General features: G+C 41.5%; 15 protein-coding genes. 4 read left to right on the forward strand and 11 right to left on the reverse strand.

The genetic code is table 11. The features are described from left to right. Positions 1-178 precede the first annotated feature (178 nt). The 3 genes from HMPREF2701_RS11370 to HMPREF2701_RS00590 form a co-directional block, all read right to left on the reverse strand. Positions 179-361: a hypothetical protein gene (locus HMPREF2701_RS11370; RefSeq protein WP_247930543.1), complete on the reverse strand. Its 183-nt coding sequence runs from the start codon at positions 359-361 to the stop codon at positions 179-181. A 242-nt stretch (positions 362-603) separates the two neighbouring features. After that, positions 604-1953, reverse strand: coding sequence for a sensor histidine kinase (locus HMPREF2701_RS00585; RefSeq protein ID WP_070481791.1), 1350 nt, complete (start codon positions 1951-1953; stop codon positions 604-606). A 13-nt stretch (positions 1954-1966) separates the two neighbouring features. Then, on the reverse strand, positions 1967-2704 hold the full coding sequence (locus HMPREF2701_RS00590) for a response regulator transcription factor (protein WP_070481792.1): 738 nt from the start codon (positions 2702-2704) through the stop codon (positions 1967-1969). A gap of 295 nt (positions 2705-2999) precedes the next feature. On the opposite strand from HMPREF2701_RS00590, the gene HMPREF2701_RS00595 reads away from it, so the two are divergent. Beyond that, entirely contained in the window at positions 3000-3329 is a 330-nt protein-coding gene (locus HMPREF2701_RS00595) for a helicase BlpT (protein WP_070481794.1), read from the forward strand. A 61-nt stretch (positions 3330-3390) separates the two neighbouring features. On the opposite strand, the gene HMPREF2701_RS00600 is transcribed toward HMPREF2701_RS00595, so the two are convergent. Together HMPREF2701_RS00600 and HMPREF2701_RS00605 are read right to left on the reverse strand one after the other, a co-directional pair. Next, a complete protein-coding gene (locus HMPREF2701_RS00600; protein ID WP_070481796.1) occupies positions 3391-4440 on the reverse strand; it encodes an ABC transporter permease in 1050 nt (349 codons plus the stop codon). Further along, positions 4437-5168 (reverse strand): ABC transporter ATP-binding protein, encoded by a 732-nt coding sequence (locus HMPREF2701_RS00605; RefSeq protein WP_070481798.1) that lies wholly within the window; start codon positions 5166-5168, stop codon positions 4437-4439. The genes HMPREF2701_RS00600 and HMPREF2701_RS00605 overlap by 4 nt, the downstream gene beginning before the upstream one ends. A gap of 67 nt (positions 5169-5235) precedes the next feature. On the opposite strand from HMPREF2701_RS00605, the gene HMPREF2701_RS00610 reads away from it, so the two are divergent. The 3 genes from HMPREF2701_RS00610 to HMPREF2701_RS00620 all read left to right on the forward strand — a co-directional run bounded on the left by HMPREF2701_RS00610 (position 5236) and on the right by HMPREF2701_RS00620 (position 6682). Further along, positions 5236-5646, forward strand: a complete 411-nt coding sequence (locus tag HMPREF2701_RS00610; protein ID WP_061590219.1) for an HIT family protein — start codon at positions 5236-5238, stop codon at positions 5644-5646. Between the two features lie 9 nt (positions 5647-5655). Next, positions 5656-5943 (forward strand): hypothetical protein, encoded by a 288-nt coding sequence (locus tag HMPREF2701_RS00615; RefSeq protein ID WP_000777754.1) that lies wholly within the window; start codon positions 5656-5658, stop codon positions 5941-5943. 61 nt (positions 5944-6004) lie between these two features. Beyond that, positions 6005-6682, forward strand: a complete 678-nt coding sequence (locus HMPREF2701_RS00620; RefSeq protein WP_080977203.1) for a hypothetical protein — start codon at positions 6005-6007, stop codon at positions 6680-6682. 60 nt (positions 6683-6742) lie between these two features. Here HMPREF2701_RS00620 and dnaJ read toward each other — a convergent pair whose 3' ends face one another. From dnaJ to glnR, 6 genes are all read right to left on the reverse strand, one after another. Further along, the gene (gene dnaJ / locus HMPREF2701_RS00625) at positions 6743-7879 is read right to left on the reverse strand and encodes a molecular chaperone DnaJ (protein WP_070481801.1); all 1137 of its coding nucleotides are present in this window, start codon (positions 7877-7879) and stop codon (positions 6743-6745) included. Between the two features lie 474 nt (positions 7880-8353). Then, positions 8354-10177, reverse strand: a complete 1824-nt coding sequence (gene dnaK / locus HMPREF2701_RS00630) for a molecular chaperone DnaK (protein ID WP_000034667.1) — start codon at positions 10175-10177, stop codon at positions 8354-8356. A gap of 403 nt (positions 10178-10580) precedes the next feature. Beyond that, on the reverse strand, positions 10581-11105 hold the full coding sequence (gene grpE / locus HMPREF2701_RS00635; RefSeq protein ID WP_049488004.1) for a nucleotide exchange factor GrpE: 525 nt from the start codon (positions 11103-11105) through the stop codon (positions 10581-10583). A gap of 26 nt (positions 11106-11131) precedes the next feature. Next, complete coding sequence (gene hrcA, locus HMPREF2701_RS00640) at positions 11132-12166, reverse strand: heat-inducible transcriptional repressor HrcA (protein ID WP_000255759.1); 1035 nt, start codon at positions 12164-12166, stop codon at positions 11132-11134. 197 nt (positions 12167-12363) lie between these two features. Further along, positions 12364-13710 (reverse strand): type I glutamate--ammonia ligase, encoded by a 1347-nt coding sequence (gene glnA / locus HMPREF2701_RS00645; protein ID WP_033676218.1) that lies wholly within the window; start codon positions 13708-13710, stop codon positions 12364-12366. A gap of 36 nt (positions 13711-13746) precedes the next feature. Further along, positions 13747-14103, reverse strand: a complete 357-nt coding sequence (gene glnR / locus HMPREF2701_RS00650; RefSeq protein ID WP_000659548.1) for a transcriptional repressor GlnR — start codon at positions 14101-14103, stop codon at positions 13747-13749. Between the last annotated feature and the right edge of the window lie 24 nt (positions 14104-14127).

Raw genomic sequence — 14127 nt, forward strand, 5'->3', positions numbered from 1 at the left:
TCGTCCTATTACAACCTTAATAAGGTTAGTATACTACTATTTTTTAAAATTTTCCATCCAAATCACAAATGGTCATCAAAACATCTTTAATTGTAAAAAATTTAAAAAAGCAAGCATGAAAACATACTTGCCCTATGGGAATTTAACAATGTGAAAATACATCGAAAGCTATTCAGCCTTACTTCCGTCTGTTCTCATATATTCTCATGATTGCAACAAGAATAGCAGCTGTCCCACTTGCCAAAGCGATAAGGGTAATGATAATGTTGAGGATTTCAGGCGTACTCCCTATTCTGTTGATAAGACGGAGTAGGGATATAACTGTCAACTGAATCAGGAGTATTGATTCTACTCTTACCATTGAAGTAAGTCTGTTTTCAACTGCATATAAGAATGATGGTAACATAACACAGGCTATAGCAATCACAAACAGATTGCTCCCAGTTTCTTCTCCCTTGTTCACCACGGAAATCATGAGAAGATTCGATGCTATGATCAACGTAGAACAGATGATAAAATAGGATTTCTTATTCATTTATGATACCTCGCATACTATAGTATTTTAATTGATGACTTTAGGCAGTACTTCTTTCCACAAATCTTCTAATCATCAACTGACATCGAGTGAATCGTTAAAACCTGACGAAAGATTTGATTTTGACAGGTGGTATTCAGGCTGGTATTGGGATGGCTTTCCACAATTTTCATGACGGTATAGAGACCAACTCCTCTCTCCTCCCCTTTAGAACTGGCTCCAAAGGAGAATATCTCAGAAATATCTATACCCTCTTCTTTGATGGAGTTTTCGATGATAAAGGTCTCCTGTGCTCCATTTTTTAAAAAGGCGATTGAAACATGAGGTTGACTAGCCTCTGCACTAGCTTCAATAGCGTTGTCACAAAGGATAGACACAATGGTTAGAAAATCAAGTAGGCTCATCCCCTCAACCTGAATCTCCTCAGGAACTTCGACATTAAAGACAATGTTCTTATCTCTGGCTTTTAGAAATTTCCCTGCTAGAAGACTTTTGAGGGCACGGTCCCGAATATTCACCAATCTGCCAAGGTCATATTTGTTGTCCTGCAATTTCTGACTAGAATCCTTTAAGACCGAGTCGTAGACCTCTTTTATCTGCTCCATATCCTCCTCTTCAATGCCCAGACGTAAGCTGGTTAAGAGGTTGGTGTAGTCATGGCGAAAACTCCGCACTTCCTTGTAAAGTTCCTCTATATGCCGACTATAGCGTTCCATATCTCTGTAGCGCAAGACCTGCTCTTGGTCCAGTCTCTCATGAAGTTTGTCCTTCAAATAGGTATCCAATTTCTTGATCATCCCCATAAAAAAGAGCAGGTAAAACACTAGAATCAGATGGCGAACAGTCGTTGATTGAATACCTTGTTCATATTCAAAGAAAGACAGACTTTGCATCACTAGATAGTAGCCCCCCATTATCCAGTTAATCGTAGTCAGGGACTTTTGAAAACCTTTATCGAGAATTTCCTTTCTCAAGTTAGTGAAATCATAGTCCAACCATTTCAAAAAGACTAAAACTATGAAGCAAACGAATATCATCATCAATAAAAAGATAGGATTGCTATCTTTATCTACAATTTCTTGTCCCAAAAATGGAAGCACAAAATAGGAGACCCCTCTATAAAAGAGATTCACCAATATCATTGGAAAGAGACCATAAAAGAAGAGAAGTTTTTTAGGAAGCCCTCTTAACAGTAAGAAAGACAAGCCTATACCGTACAAGGGTTCCATAAAATAAAATAGGAAACTATCTCCTACCATATAGCCAATCATTAAAAAAACAAAGGCCAACAGTATCTTAAAAAGAAAGGCTTTAAAAATCCTCTCAAAAGTGAGACCAATTCCATCCACCTTAAAGAAAATGACAATTTCTAGTCCATGAGTAATAAGTGTATACAATAATATCCAAGCAATATTCATAAACTCTCCTAGCTCAATGCAAGTTATTGATAGCTTCAGACACTTCCCTGACCTTATAACGCGCTATCATACAGCTTCCGCCATTAGGAAAGAAAAGGAGTTTATCTTTCTTATCCAAACGAACTACATTGGCAGGATTGATGAGAAAAGAGCGATGGCACTGCAAGAGACGAGGCTCCTGCTTGAAAACCTCCTCTAAACTCGCTGTAAATTCCAGCCTGTCTGTCTTGGTATAGAGAATAACACGATGGGCTCTGGGCGATGTTTCGAGATAGTAAACCTCTTTAAAAGGATACTGGAATTGGGCAAATTTTGATTTAAAGTAAAAGCAATCTTCCGCCAGACTTTTACTGTCTTGACCATTGGCATAGAGGAGGGCTGTCTCGATCCGAGATTCAAACTCCTCTGCTGACAAGGCCTTATCAATGTAGTCCAAAGCAGACACTTGGTAACGAAAGGACAGGGGCATAAACTCCGAGTGAGTCGTCACAAAGACAATCAGGGCATAAGGATCCCGATCCCGAATCTTTCTAGCCACCTCCAGCCCCTTCATCTCCTCATTTCGAATCTCAATATCCAAAAAGAATAGCTGATGGGCTCCCTTCTCATGCACCTCTGCCAACAGCTGGTCTGGCTTACCAAAAACTTCAAAAGAACTGGGAGTGATATGATGTTCTTTCAAGAGTTTCTCAATCGTCGTTTCAATCCTAGTCTGTTGGGAAAAATCATCCTCTAAAACAAATATTCTCATCTTTTTACTCTCCTTGTTTCAATTTCTTCCTAAAAAGAGAATAGCAAAAATACTATGATACAAGCCCACCAAATCTTAAACAGGCCTTTAACGCTCCTGAAGGGTATCTTGTTCCTCAAATAAGCATGATAATCTTACAACTATTTTATCATAAAATCTTAACAGTACCATTCAGGAAATTTCAAGAACAATTAAAGATTTGTAGATAAAAAAGGAGATAAAAGTGATAAACTGACAGTATCAAAATACAATTGCTAGAATCAAGACTAGCACCCAGATTAAAGGAGGAATTTTCATGACAGATGCAGACCCTATCAAAAGAGCTCAGGCTTTGATTACTGACTTAAATAAAGCCTATCAAGCATGCAAACAGGCAACCGCTGACGACGTCCGCTTTCAGGAGCAATTAAACTCTATTCTTGGTTTTCTAGCCAAAGCTGAGACAGTGGATAATCGAGTCTTGATTGAGCTGGAAAAATTTTACCAGACTTCCAGTCTTCTCATGGGCCTCAGTGCCCTCAATCCAGACGCTCCTACTCGCGCCGCTTGGCGGGCCTATGACCGCTTCCACTTTGACCAAGTCAAGACCAAGTTGAGCCTCTACGGTCCAACCATTATCCTGTAGAAAATAAAAGAAGTTGAGACAAACTGAACTCAACTTCTTTCTTAATATCATATAAGCAATATTAGTCCTGCATCTGACGTTTTACCTGATAAGGCAAATACAAAACTTGTAAAACCAAACCTGCACCCAGCAAGGCTAGAAGGGCTAGTTTTTCTTGGAAGGTAATCAACCCAACAACTAATTCCACAAGTAAAACAAAACTGGTCAATCCTCGGACTACCGCCTGCAAGCCTTTTTCCTTTTGCCCCTTGTCCAGTGGAAAGAGTTGGGTCAAATACTGGTAGTCAAAGGCATGATAGAGGGCCAGCAACTGAAAAAGCAAGAGGTAGTTAAAGAGGACTACTACCGCTGTTGCAATCCAAGATTGCTCGATAAAGACCTGCGCCAGTATGGAAAGCAAGAGCAGACGGAGACTAAGGGCAAAGAGGTCTCCATTTCGCAAATAAGAACGCAGATAGAGATTTTGCCAAATCTTTCCAGGCACCTTCTGAACAGCCTTTAGGATAAAGTCCAGATAGGCACGACGCTTGACGCTGTTTGAAATCCCCTTGACCTGCGTAAAGAGAGCAAAGAAACGAAGCAAGACCTGCTTGCGCTTGCTTTCTTGGGAAATAACAAAGTCCCAGTTGAGACCAGTTTCAGTGAAAAATTTGCTGGCCTTTTGACGAAAGAACAGATATTTCCCTACACCCAATAGGAGCACATAGACCAGAAAAACTGGCAAGCCATAACCCATGGCTAAAAATAAAGGCGCAAATAACAGCAAGAAAAGGGTCTGGATAAAGAGCCAAAAGACTAGGGAAATCCCTGTTTGACGCTTTAGGTGAAGCTTGATTTCCTCTTCTCCGACCAAGAGAAAGAGCTTGTCAGGAGCCTCCATATAAGTGGCAATCCCACCCCAAAGCAAAAGTAAAACAGAGGTAATACCTACAAACAAAAGGATAGGCCAATGATTTTCAGGAAAATGTTGCAAGAGTTGACTGTACTGGTAGGCTAAAAACCCCAGCAGGACAAGCAGGAACAAGACAAAGTGGTCATTGAGAACATAGCGCAGATAACCAAGACACTCCTTACGAAAAGCCTGCTTTCTCTTTAAAAACAAGTCTTTCATAGGTCCTCCTCTTTGGTCAGAGCCAAGTAAATATCATTCAAACTAGCCTCAGGCATATCAAAGGCTTCGCGCAGTTGCAGGAGATTTCCCTTAGCACGCACCTCCCCCTTGTGGAGAATAACGAAGGCATCACACATCTTCTCCGCCGAATCCAGCACGTGGGTACTCATGAGAATAGACTTGCCTTTTTGCTTTTCCACTTCCAAAAGCTGAATCAAGTCTGCAATAGCCAGCGGATCGAGCCCAAGGAAAGGCTCATCCACGATGAAGAGACTCGGATCCACCACAAAAGCACAGATAATCATGACCTTCTGCTTCATCCCTTTTGAAAAATGAACAGGGAACCAATCTAATTTCTGATCCAGACGGAACATTTTTAACAAAGGTTCTACTCGCTCAAAAGCTACCTTTTGCTCAATACTATAAGCCATAGCAACCGTTTCGATATGCTCTCTGAGAGTCAATTCCTCATACAAGCTAGGTGTCTCTGGAATGTAACCAATTTGCTTGCGATAGTTCGTTGCATCTTCTTGCAGGGTCAATCCATTGATATTGATAGAACCACTATAAGGTGTCAACAGACCGATAATTTCATTAATAGTCGTCGATTTACCAGCACCATTGAGACCAATCAGACCGACCAACTGCCCACTTTTAACAGTAAAGGACACATCTTTCAAGACAGGGACATGAACATAGCCACCTGTCAGGTTTTTAATTTCTAACATATTTTCTCCAAATTTGGTATAATGTAGCTATATTATATCAAAATTCAATACAGTAGAGGTAGATTTTATGTCAGATTGCATTTTTTGTAAAATCATCGCAGGAGAAATTCCTGCTTCAAAAGTATATGAAGATGAGCAGGTTCTTGCCTTTCTTGATATCTCTCAAGTGACACCTGGACACACCTTGGTCGTGCCAAAGGAACACTATCGCAATCTTTTGGAAATGGACGCTACTAGCGCCAGCCAACTCTTTGCCCAAGTACCAAAAGTATCTCAAAAAGTCATGAAAGCTACCAAGGCTGCTGGTATGAATATCATTGCTAACTGTGAAGAAGTTGCAGGGCAAACAGTCTTTCATACCCACGTTCACCTCGTACCTCGCTACAGTGCGGACGATGACCTCAAGATTGATTTTATCGCCCACGAACCAGACTTTGACAAACTTGCTCAAGTCGCTGAAATCATCAAAAATGCCTAAGGAGTTACCATGAAATTATCCAATCTATTGCTATTTGCAGGAGCTGCAGCCGGAAGTTATCTGGTCACAAAAAATCGTCAAACCATCACAGATGAAGTCTTGAATACCACTGACCGCGTTCAAGCTATCAAGGATGATGTGGATATTATCCAAAACAGCCTGCAAATCATCGACCAACAAAAAGAACTCATCAAGGAATACCAAGAAGACCTGACTTACAAGTTTAAGGTCTTGGAAAAAGATATCCAGACTAGATTAGCTGTGATAAAAGAAACACAGGAAATCGAAGATAAGTAAAAAGAGCCATGAACTTTCCTTAAATCTATTTTAGGTTGTCAGGGTCAAACAAAAAAGAGGAATGAAAATGAAACAGTTTTTTAAAATTCTGGCACAGATCATCCTAATCCCTTGTGGTTGCCTTAGCCTTCTTGCGGTCCTAGCATTTCTAGTACTGTTTTTTGCCTTCAGAGCCTCACCGATTGACATTCACAAGGGAAATAACGCCCTCAAACAAATCTTTACCTCCCTTGACATGCCTCCTAAGAAAGTAAAATCAAATGGAAGATATAAATACGAGGGTGGGGGCTTAAATTTTTATGTTACTTTCTCAGATGAGGTCATCAATAGCCATCCCGTCTTAAAAGAAAGTCCAAATCTCACCAAAAACCAACTCGAAGTCTATGTCCTACAGACTGGAGATATCTCCTACTATAAAGTAGGGGATAACTTGTTCAATCATGGTTTATTGCAATTTTTAAAGAAGGAAAGTAGGAATTATTTACAAGAAATCGGAAAGAAACCAAATCCTGATTACTCAGTTCTATATTGGAAGGATCAGGAAAGTCTAAAAAAGGGAATTGCATTCTATGAAAAAGCCTTGACTTTGGTGGATATTCAGGATAACTCTGCAATCAACCATATTGATACCGTTACCATTAAGCCTGGTAAAGAAGCGGAAATCAAGCAACTCATCCAAGATATGGATGCAGCTGGCTTGCTCAAGCAAAGGTCTGATAGAAAATCAGCCGATGAGTGATTGTTCCAATGCTAACATTACAAAGAATAAAGTAAAAAGAGCCCAACGGCTCTTTTTGTGTTATTCTCCTTCAAAGGCATCTTTAATATGGTCAAAGAAGCCCTTTTTCTTTGGATTGACTTTTAAATCACCTGCAGCTGCGAATTCTTTCAAGGCTGCTTTTTGGCGGTCGTTCAAACCTGTCGGTGTTACAACATTGACGGTAACGTATTGGTCACCAACTGCACCGCCACGAAGGCTCGGTGCTCCCTTGCCACGTAGACGGAATTTCTTACCAGTCTGAGTACCCTCTGGAATAACCAATTCAACATCACCGTGAACAGTTGGAATATCTACTGTATCACCAAGAGCTGCTTGGACAAAGTTGAGGTTCAGATTATAGAAAATAGTGGTTCCTTCACGTTCAAACTTATCGCTGGCTTCCACAGAAACCACTACATACAAGTCACCATAAGGTCCACCGTTAAATCCTGCTTCACCTTGACCCGCTAGGCGAATTTGTTGACCAGTTTCCACACCAGCAGGGATTTTCACATGTACGCTATGGGCTTGTTTTTTATGCCCTGTTCCGTGACATGTTGTACATGGATCTTTGATTTCTTTTCCGCGACCGTGACAGACATCACAGGTTACTTGGCGACGCATCATACCAAGAGGAGTTTGTGTATCGACGTTAATGACACCAGCACCATGACAGCGTCCACAAGTGACTGGACTTGTTCCTGGCTTAGCACCTGAGCCATTACAAGTACTACAGCTTGCTTCACGATTGTACTTAACCTCTTTTTCAGCTCCAAAAATAGCTTCTTCAAAGGTCAAATTCACACGGTATTGGAGGTCATCCCCCTGACGAGGAGCATTTGGATTGCGTGAAGCACCGCCTCCTCCGAAGAAACTTGAGAAGATATCTTCAAAACCACCGAAGCCTCCTGCCCCATCGAAACCGCCGAAACCACCAGCTCCACCAAAACCACCGTTGGCTCCAGCAGCACCGTATTGGTCATAGGCAGCACGTTTTTGGTCGTCACTCAAAGTCTCATAAGCTTCCTGAACTTCCTTATACTTTTCCTCAGCACCAGGCTCCTTGTTGATATCTGGGTGGTATTTTTTCGAAAGCTTACGATAAGCCTTTTTGATCTCGTCTGCCGAAGCGTTTTTTGACACCCCCAGACGATCATAAAATTCAGTATTGTTCATACAAGATACCAAGACCGTAAAATTCGACTGAAAAATAGGAAATCTGACGCTGGAGCGATGCTCCTAGGCAGATTTATCTTTTTTCCTAGAATTTAGGTCGGGTTCAATTCCTTTCTGTTATATTGAATAAGAAATTTGGAAACCCGGGTTCAATTCCCTGAACACCTTTGTTCCTTTCTATTGATATTTTGAATCAAACCTCGATTTAGTCCGGGTTCAATTCCTTTCTTTTATATTGATGAGACAAAACCCAAACAAATGAGACTTCGTCCCTCTTTATCGAAAAACAGAGGCTGGGTTGCAACCTCTGGATTTCTTCTTATCATTACGACGCTCGAGTTTTAAAAATCAAACTAGTAATGCTAAATTGAGCACGCCCTAACCTCTTGGTGAAAAAGATAAATCTTTCTAGAAACTAAAGTTTCTACGTAAGATTTCCTATTTTCACTGTGAGGTTTTAACGGGCTTTGCATCTTATTTTTCAGTAAACTCTCCATCTACGACGTCATCGCCTGCGTTTCCGGTTGCTTGTGCGCCTTCTGCTCCTGCTTGAGCTTGTTGGGCTGCTGCAGCTTGTTCGTAGAGTTTAACAGCAAGTCCTTGAGCTTTTTCATTCAATGCTTCAAGTTTTGCTTTCATTTCGTCCAAGTTGTTGTCTTCTTGAGCTTTCTTAAGATCATCAAGGGCAGCTTGGGCAGCGTCACGTTCTGCGTCAAAACCTTTTCCTTCAGTTTCCTTGATTGTCTTTTCAGTCGCAAAGATTGCTTGGTCTACTTCGTTACGAAGGTCAACTTCTTCTTTACGTTTCTTATCTGCTTCAGCATTAGCTTCTGCATCTTTCATCATACGGTCAATTTCTTCGTCAGTCAAACCTGAGTTAGATTGGATCACAATAGTTTGTTCTTTTTGAGTTCCAAGGTCTTTGGCCTTAACAGATACGATACCGTTCTTGTCAATGTCAAATGTGACTTCGATTTGAGGAATTCCACGAGGTGCAGCTGGGATATCTGTCAATTGGAAACGTCCAAGAGTCTTGTTATCTGCTGCCATTGGGCGTTCACCTTGAAGAACATGGATATCAACGGCTGGTTGGTTGTCTGCCGCAGTTGAGAAGACTTGTGATTTAGATGTTGGAATTGTTGTGTTGCGGTCGATGAGTTTTGTGAAGACACCACCCATTGTTTCGATACCAAGTGACAATGGTGTTACGTCAAGAAGGACAACATCTTTGACATCACCAGTAATCACACCACCTTGGATGGCAGCACCCATAGCAACTACTTCGTCAGGGTTTACTGATTTGTTTGGTTCTTTACCAGTTTCAGCTTTAACAGCTTCGACAACGGCTGGGATACGAGTTGAACCACCAACAAGGATAACTTCATCGATTTCTGACAAGCTCAAACCTGCATCTGAAAGGGCTTGACGAACTGGAACTTTTGTACGTTCTACAAGGTCACGAGTCAAATCGTCAAATTTCGCACGAGTTAAAGTCATTTCCAAGTGAAGAGGTCCAGCCTCACCAGCAGTGATAAACGGCAAGCTGATTTGAGTTGAAGTCACACCAGAAAGGTCTTTCTTCGCTTTTTCAGCTGCGTCTTTCAAACGTTGCATTGCCATCTTGTCAGTAGACAAGTCAATACCGTTTTCTTTCTTGAATTCTGCTACCAAGTGGTCGATAATTTTTTGGTCAAAGTCGTCACCACCAAGTTTGTTGTCCCCTGCAGTTGACAATACGTCGAAGACACCGTCACCCAATTCAAGGATAGATACGTCGAATGTACCACCACCAAGGTCAAATACCAAGATTTTTTCTTCTTTGTCAGTCTTGTCCAAACCGTAAGCAAGAGCGGCTGCAGTTGGTTCGTTGACGATACGTTCTACTTCAAGACCAGCGATTTTACCAGCATCTTTTGTTGCTTGACGTTGAGCATCGTTGAAGTAAGCTGGAACTGTGATAACTGCTTTAGTAACTTTTTCGCCAAGGTAGTCTTCAGCATAACCTTTCAAGTATTGAAGAATCATAGCTGAGATTTCTTGTGGAGTGTATTCTTTTCCATTTGCAGAAACTTTTTCAGAAGTTCCCATCTTAGATTTGATAGAGATAACTGTATCTGGATTTGTAACTGCTTGACGTTTTGCAGCATCACCAACAATGATTTCGCCGTTTTTGAATGAGACTACAGATGGAGTTGTGCGGTTTCCTTCTGGGTTTGCGATGATTTTTGATTCAGTTCCTTCAAGAACTGCTACTGCTGAGTTTGTTGTACCTAAGTCAATACCGATAATTTTAGACATGTGTTTTTCTCCTTAAATTTTATATTCTATTTTTCTTTTTGATACTCTTCTTAAATGGCGGCGCCGTCAGAGCTTGACTTCGTCAATCTCTTTGACTAAACTTTGAGCCTAAGGTCTCAAAGTTTGCGCAAATAACGCCATGGCGAAGAGTATCGTCTTTGGTTCGCTTCGCTCACTATTGCAAAGCTGAACTACTTTTTTATCTTTCTTTCATAGTTTATTGTCGTTTCGGACAAGTTTTCTATTATGTAAATTGCGACACGAGAAGTTGTTTCAGCAACCGTAAGAATTGCCTAATCGAACACGCCCTAAGCTCTGGGTAAAAAAGATAGATTACCTTGTGTTCATCGAACACTTCGTCAATCTCCTATTTTTACTGTGAGCTTTTTACGGGCTTTGTATCTTAATTGTACACCACTACCATTGCAGGGCGTAGGATGCGGTCATGGAGTTTGTAGCCTTTTTGGAAAACTTGGGCGATGGTATCTGCTGGGTGTTCATCATCTGCTGGGAGAGTTTGGATGGCCATATGGTAGTTATGGTCAAATTCACCGTCAGCTGCGATTTCTTCGATTCCCTCTTCCTTCAAAGCGTGAATCAAGCTTTCTTGCACCATCTCCAAGCCCTTCTTCACATCATCTGTCAAACCTTCAACTGCGAGTGCACGCTCTAGGTTATCCAAAGAAGGGAGAATTGCTTTTGCCAAGTCCTGGCTACGATAACGTTGCAAGTTTTGACGCTCTTCATTGGCACGGCGTTGGATATTTTGCATTTCTGCATGAGCACGAAGGTATTTATTTTCGAACTCATCCGCACGTTCCTTTGCCAAGTCCAATTCAGACTTCTCAGGAGTTGTTTCTTCTACCGTTTCCACAACTTCCTCTTCTTGGACTTCTTCTACTTCTTCATTTTTTATATCTTGGGCCATTTTCGCCTCCTTTAATGATTTCAATCTTAATGTACTTCGTAATGATTACTGCTGAGGTAGCGGTAAAAATCTGTCAACTTCATGGTCAAAACACGGTTGACCACATTGACTTGGTTGATTAGCTGTTGGTAATCCAGATTGACTGGACCGATAATGGCTAGAATTCCAACTCCCCGATAAGGAATGAGGAACTTGCTACTAATCACCGCTAGGTCAGCTAGACAGGACTCTTGACTGTCTGCAACACGGACGTTTTGCATCTGATCTTCACGCAACCCCTCACGAATCTCCAGAGCTACCTTTTGCGGTTGATCAAAGAACTGATAAGCTGCCAGATTGGCAAAATTCAAGAGATTAACCTTGCCCGCCACCACAATGTTTTCGTTGAACATTTCCTTAAAAATGTGTTCAAAGAGATCGATAACATTGTCCGTTGTTGTAAAGTAACGCTGGATAATCTGCGGAATCTCTGTCCGAATCTTGTAGTGAATATCCAGAACGGTGTGACCGAGGAAACGTTCCTGAATGATGCTCTTCAGTTTCAGCAAATCCTCCTGCAAAAAGTTCCTTGGAATCAGAAACTGACTAGTCACCGTTCGTGACTCGTCTAGGGTGAATACTGCCAAGGCTGTATGTTGCCCCAAAACAACGATATCAAAGGCTGTCAGACGTTGCCTGCTCGGCTCAACATCCAGTGCCACTACCGTACAGCCACTCAGGTCCGTCAGTAGATTAGCAGCTTCTTGCAGAATATCCTCCAGCTTGAAGAATTCCTGATCAAAGGCTTTAACAATCTCATAAACCTCATTTTCAGCCAGTCGGTCAAAATCCAGTGAGTGTTTCACATAGTACTGAAAGCCAGCAACACTTGGCATCCGACCACTTGAAGTATGAGCCTTCTCAAGCAAACCTTGCTTTTCTAGAGCCGCCATGTCATTACGAATGGTTGCACTGCTAGAGTTAATAGACTCTTGCAAAGCTTTGGATCCGACAGGTTCGTGCGTTTTGGTAAAGATGTCAATAATCAGATTTAAAATATCCTGCTGACGCTCTGTAACCATCTCATCACTCCTCTCTGTCTGATCGATTAGCACTCAATACACTCAAGTGCTAACTTATGATTCTATTATACACCCTTAAAAGAGAATGTCAAGATAAAAACTCAAAAAATTAGCACTCTTTTATCAAGAGTGCTAAAAATCAGTCTAAAGACCTAGAAAAAAGACCGCCCTCAGGCAATCTTTCTTCTATATTAGTATTAGTAAAGGTCTAAATAGTTATCAATTTCCCATTGTGAAACAAAGGTTGCATAGCTTGCCCATTCGATTCGTTTGGCTTCAAGGAAACTAGTATAGATATGTTCTCCGAGAGCCGCTCTGACAACCTCATCTTCAGTCAGAGCTTTCAAAGCGTTGTGAAGGGTTGATGGAAGGTCTGTAATACCAGCTTCCTTGCGCTCTTCTGCTGTCATGATGTAGATATTTTCTTCGATAGGAGCTGGTGCTTCAATTTTATTTTCAATACCATGCAAACCAACCTCCAAAAGAACAGCCATAGCGATGTATGGGTTTGCCATTGGATCCACTGAACGCAACTCAAGACGAGTTCCCATACCGCGTGAAGCAGGCACGCGCACAAGCGGCGAACGGTTACGACCAGCCCAAGCAATGTAAACAGGCGCTTCATAACCTGGAACCAAACGTTTGTATGAGTTAACTGTTGGGTTCATGATGGCAGTATAGTTATAGGCATGCTTAATCAAACCACCGAGGAAATGGTAGGCCGTTTCTGACAACTGCATTCCTTTTGGATCATTTGGATCAAAGAAGGCATTGTTTCCTTCTGCATCAAACAAGGACATATTACAGTGCATACCTGATCCGGCAATACCAAATTTTGGTTTGGCCATAAAGGTTGCGTAAAGGCCATGTTTGCGAGCAATGGTTTTAACAACGAGTTTAAAGATTTGAATCTTATCACAAGCACGGAGAACTTCATCGTACTTAAAGTCAATCTCGTGTTGACCAACCGCAACCTCGTGGTGACTGGCTTCTACTTCAAATCCCATTTTGGTCAAGACATTGACAATCTCACGACGTGTGTTGTCCGCAAGGTCAGTAGGCGCCAAATCAAAGTAGCCACCCTTGTCATTCACTTCAAGTGTTGGGTCTCCATTTTCATCCAACTTAAATAGGAAGAATTCTGGCTCTGGCCCAAGGTTGAAGGACTTGAATCCTACTTCTTCCATGTGATGAAGAGCACGCTTCAAATTGCCACGAGGGTCACCTGCAAATGGTTCACCTTCTGTTGTGTAGACATCACAGATCAAACCTGCAACACTTCCATTTTCATCTCCCCAAGGGAAGACTGTCCATGTATCCAAGTCTGGGTACAAGTACATATCTGACTCATTGATACGTACAAAACCTTCAATAGAAGATCCATCAAACATAGCCTTGTTTGACAAGACTTTATCTAACTGTTCATCTGTAGCAGGAATTTCGACGTTTTTCATGGTTCCCAAAATATCTGAGAACATGAGACGGATAAAGGTAACATTTTTTTCCTTGACTTCACGACGAATATCTGCAGCTGTGATTGGCATGAGTTTTCTCCTTAATGTATGACTACTTGCGGTTGGCTAACCGCGACCAAAAGGTGACCGTACTGAAGCAAAGCGACCCTGTTGAAGGAGTTCATTGTGAAGTGCACGACGCACCTCAGTCTGACTCACCGCTTTCTTGGATTTCGCTTCACGTTCAGCATATTTTTTCTTAATGGCAGCGATATTATAACCTTCAGAGATATAATCTTTGATTTCAAGCAGACGATCCATGTCATTCAAGGAATACATGCGACGGTTTCCTTCGTTTCGATCAGGTTTGATCAACTCTTGATCTTCATAATAACGAATCTGACGCGCCGATAGATCGGTCAACTTCATAACACTGCCGATAGGAAAAACAGCCATATTTCGGCGAAATTCTTTTTCCTTCATTTACAATTTCCTTCTTTCTGTCTA

Source organism: Streptococcus sp. HMSC077D04 (assembly GCF_001808785.1).
Classification (GTDB): domain Bacteria; phylum Bacillota; class Bacilli; order Lactobacillales; family Streptococcaceae; genus Streptococcus; species Streptococcus mitis_BX.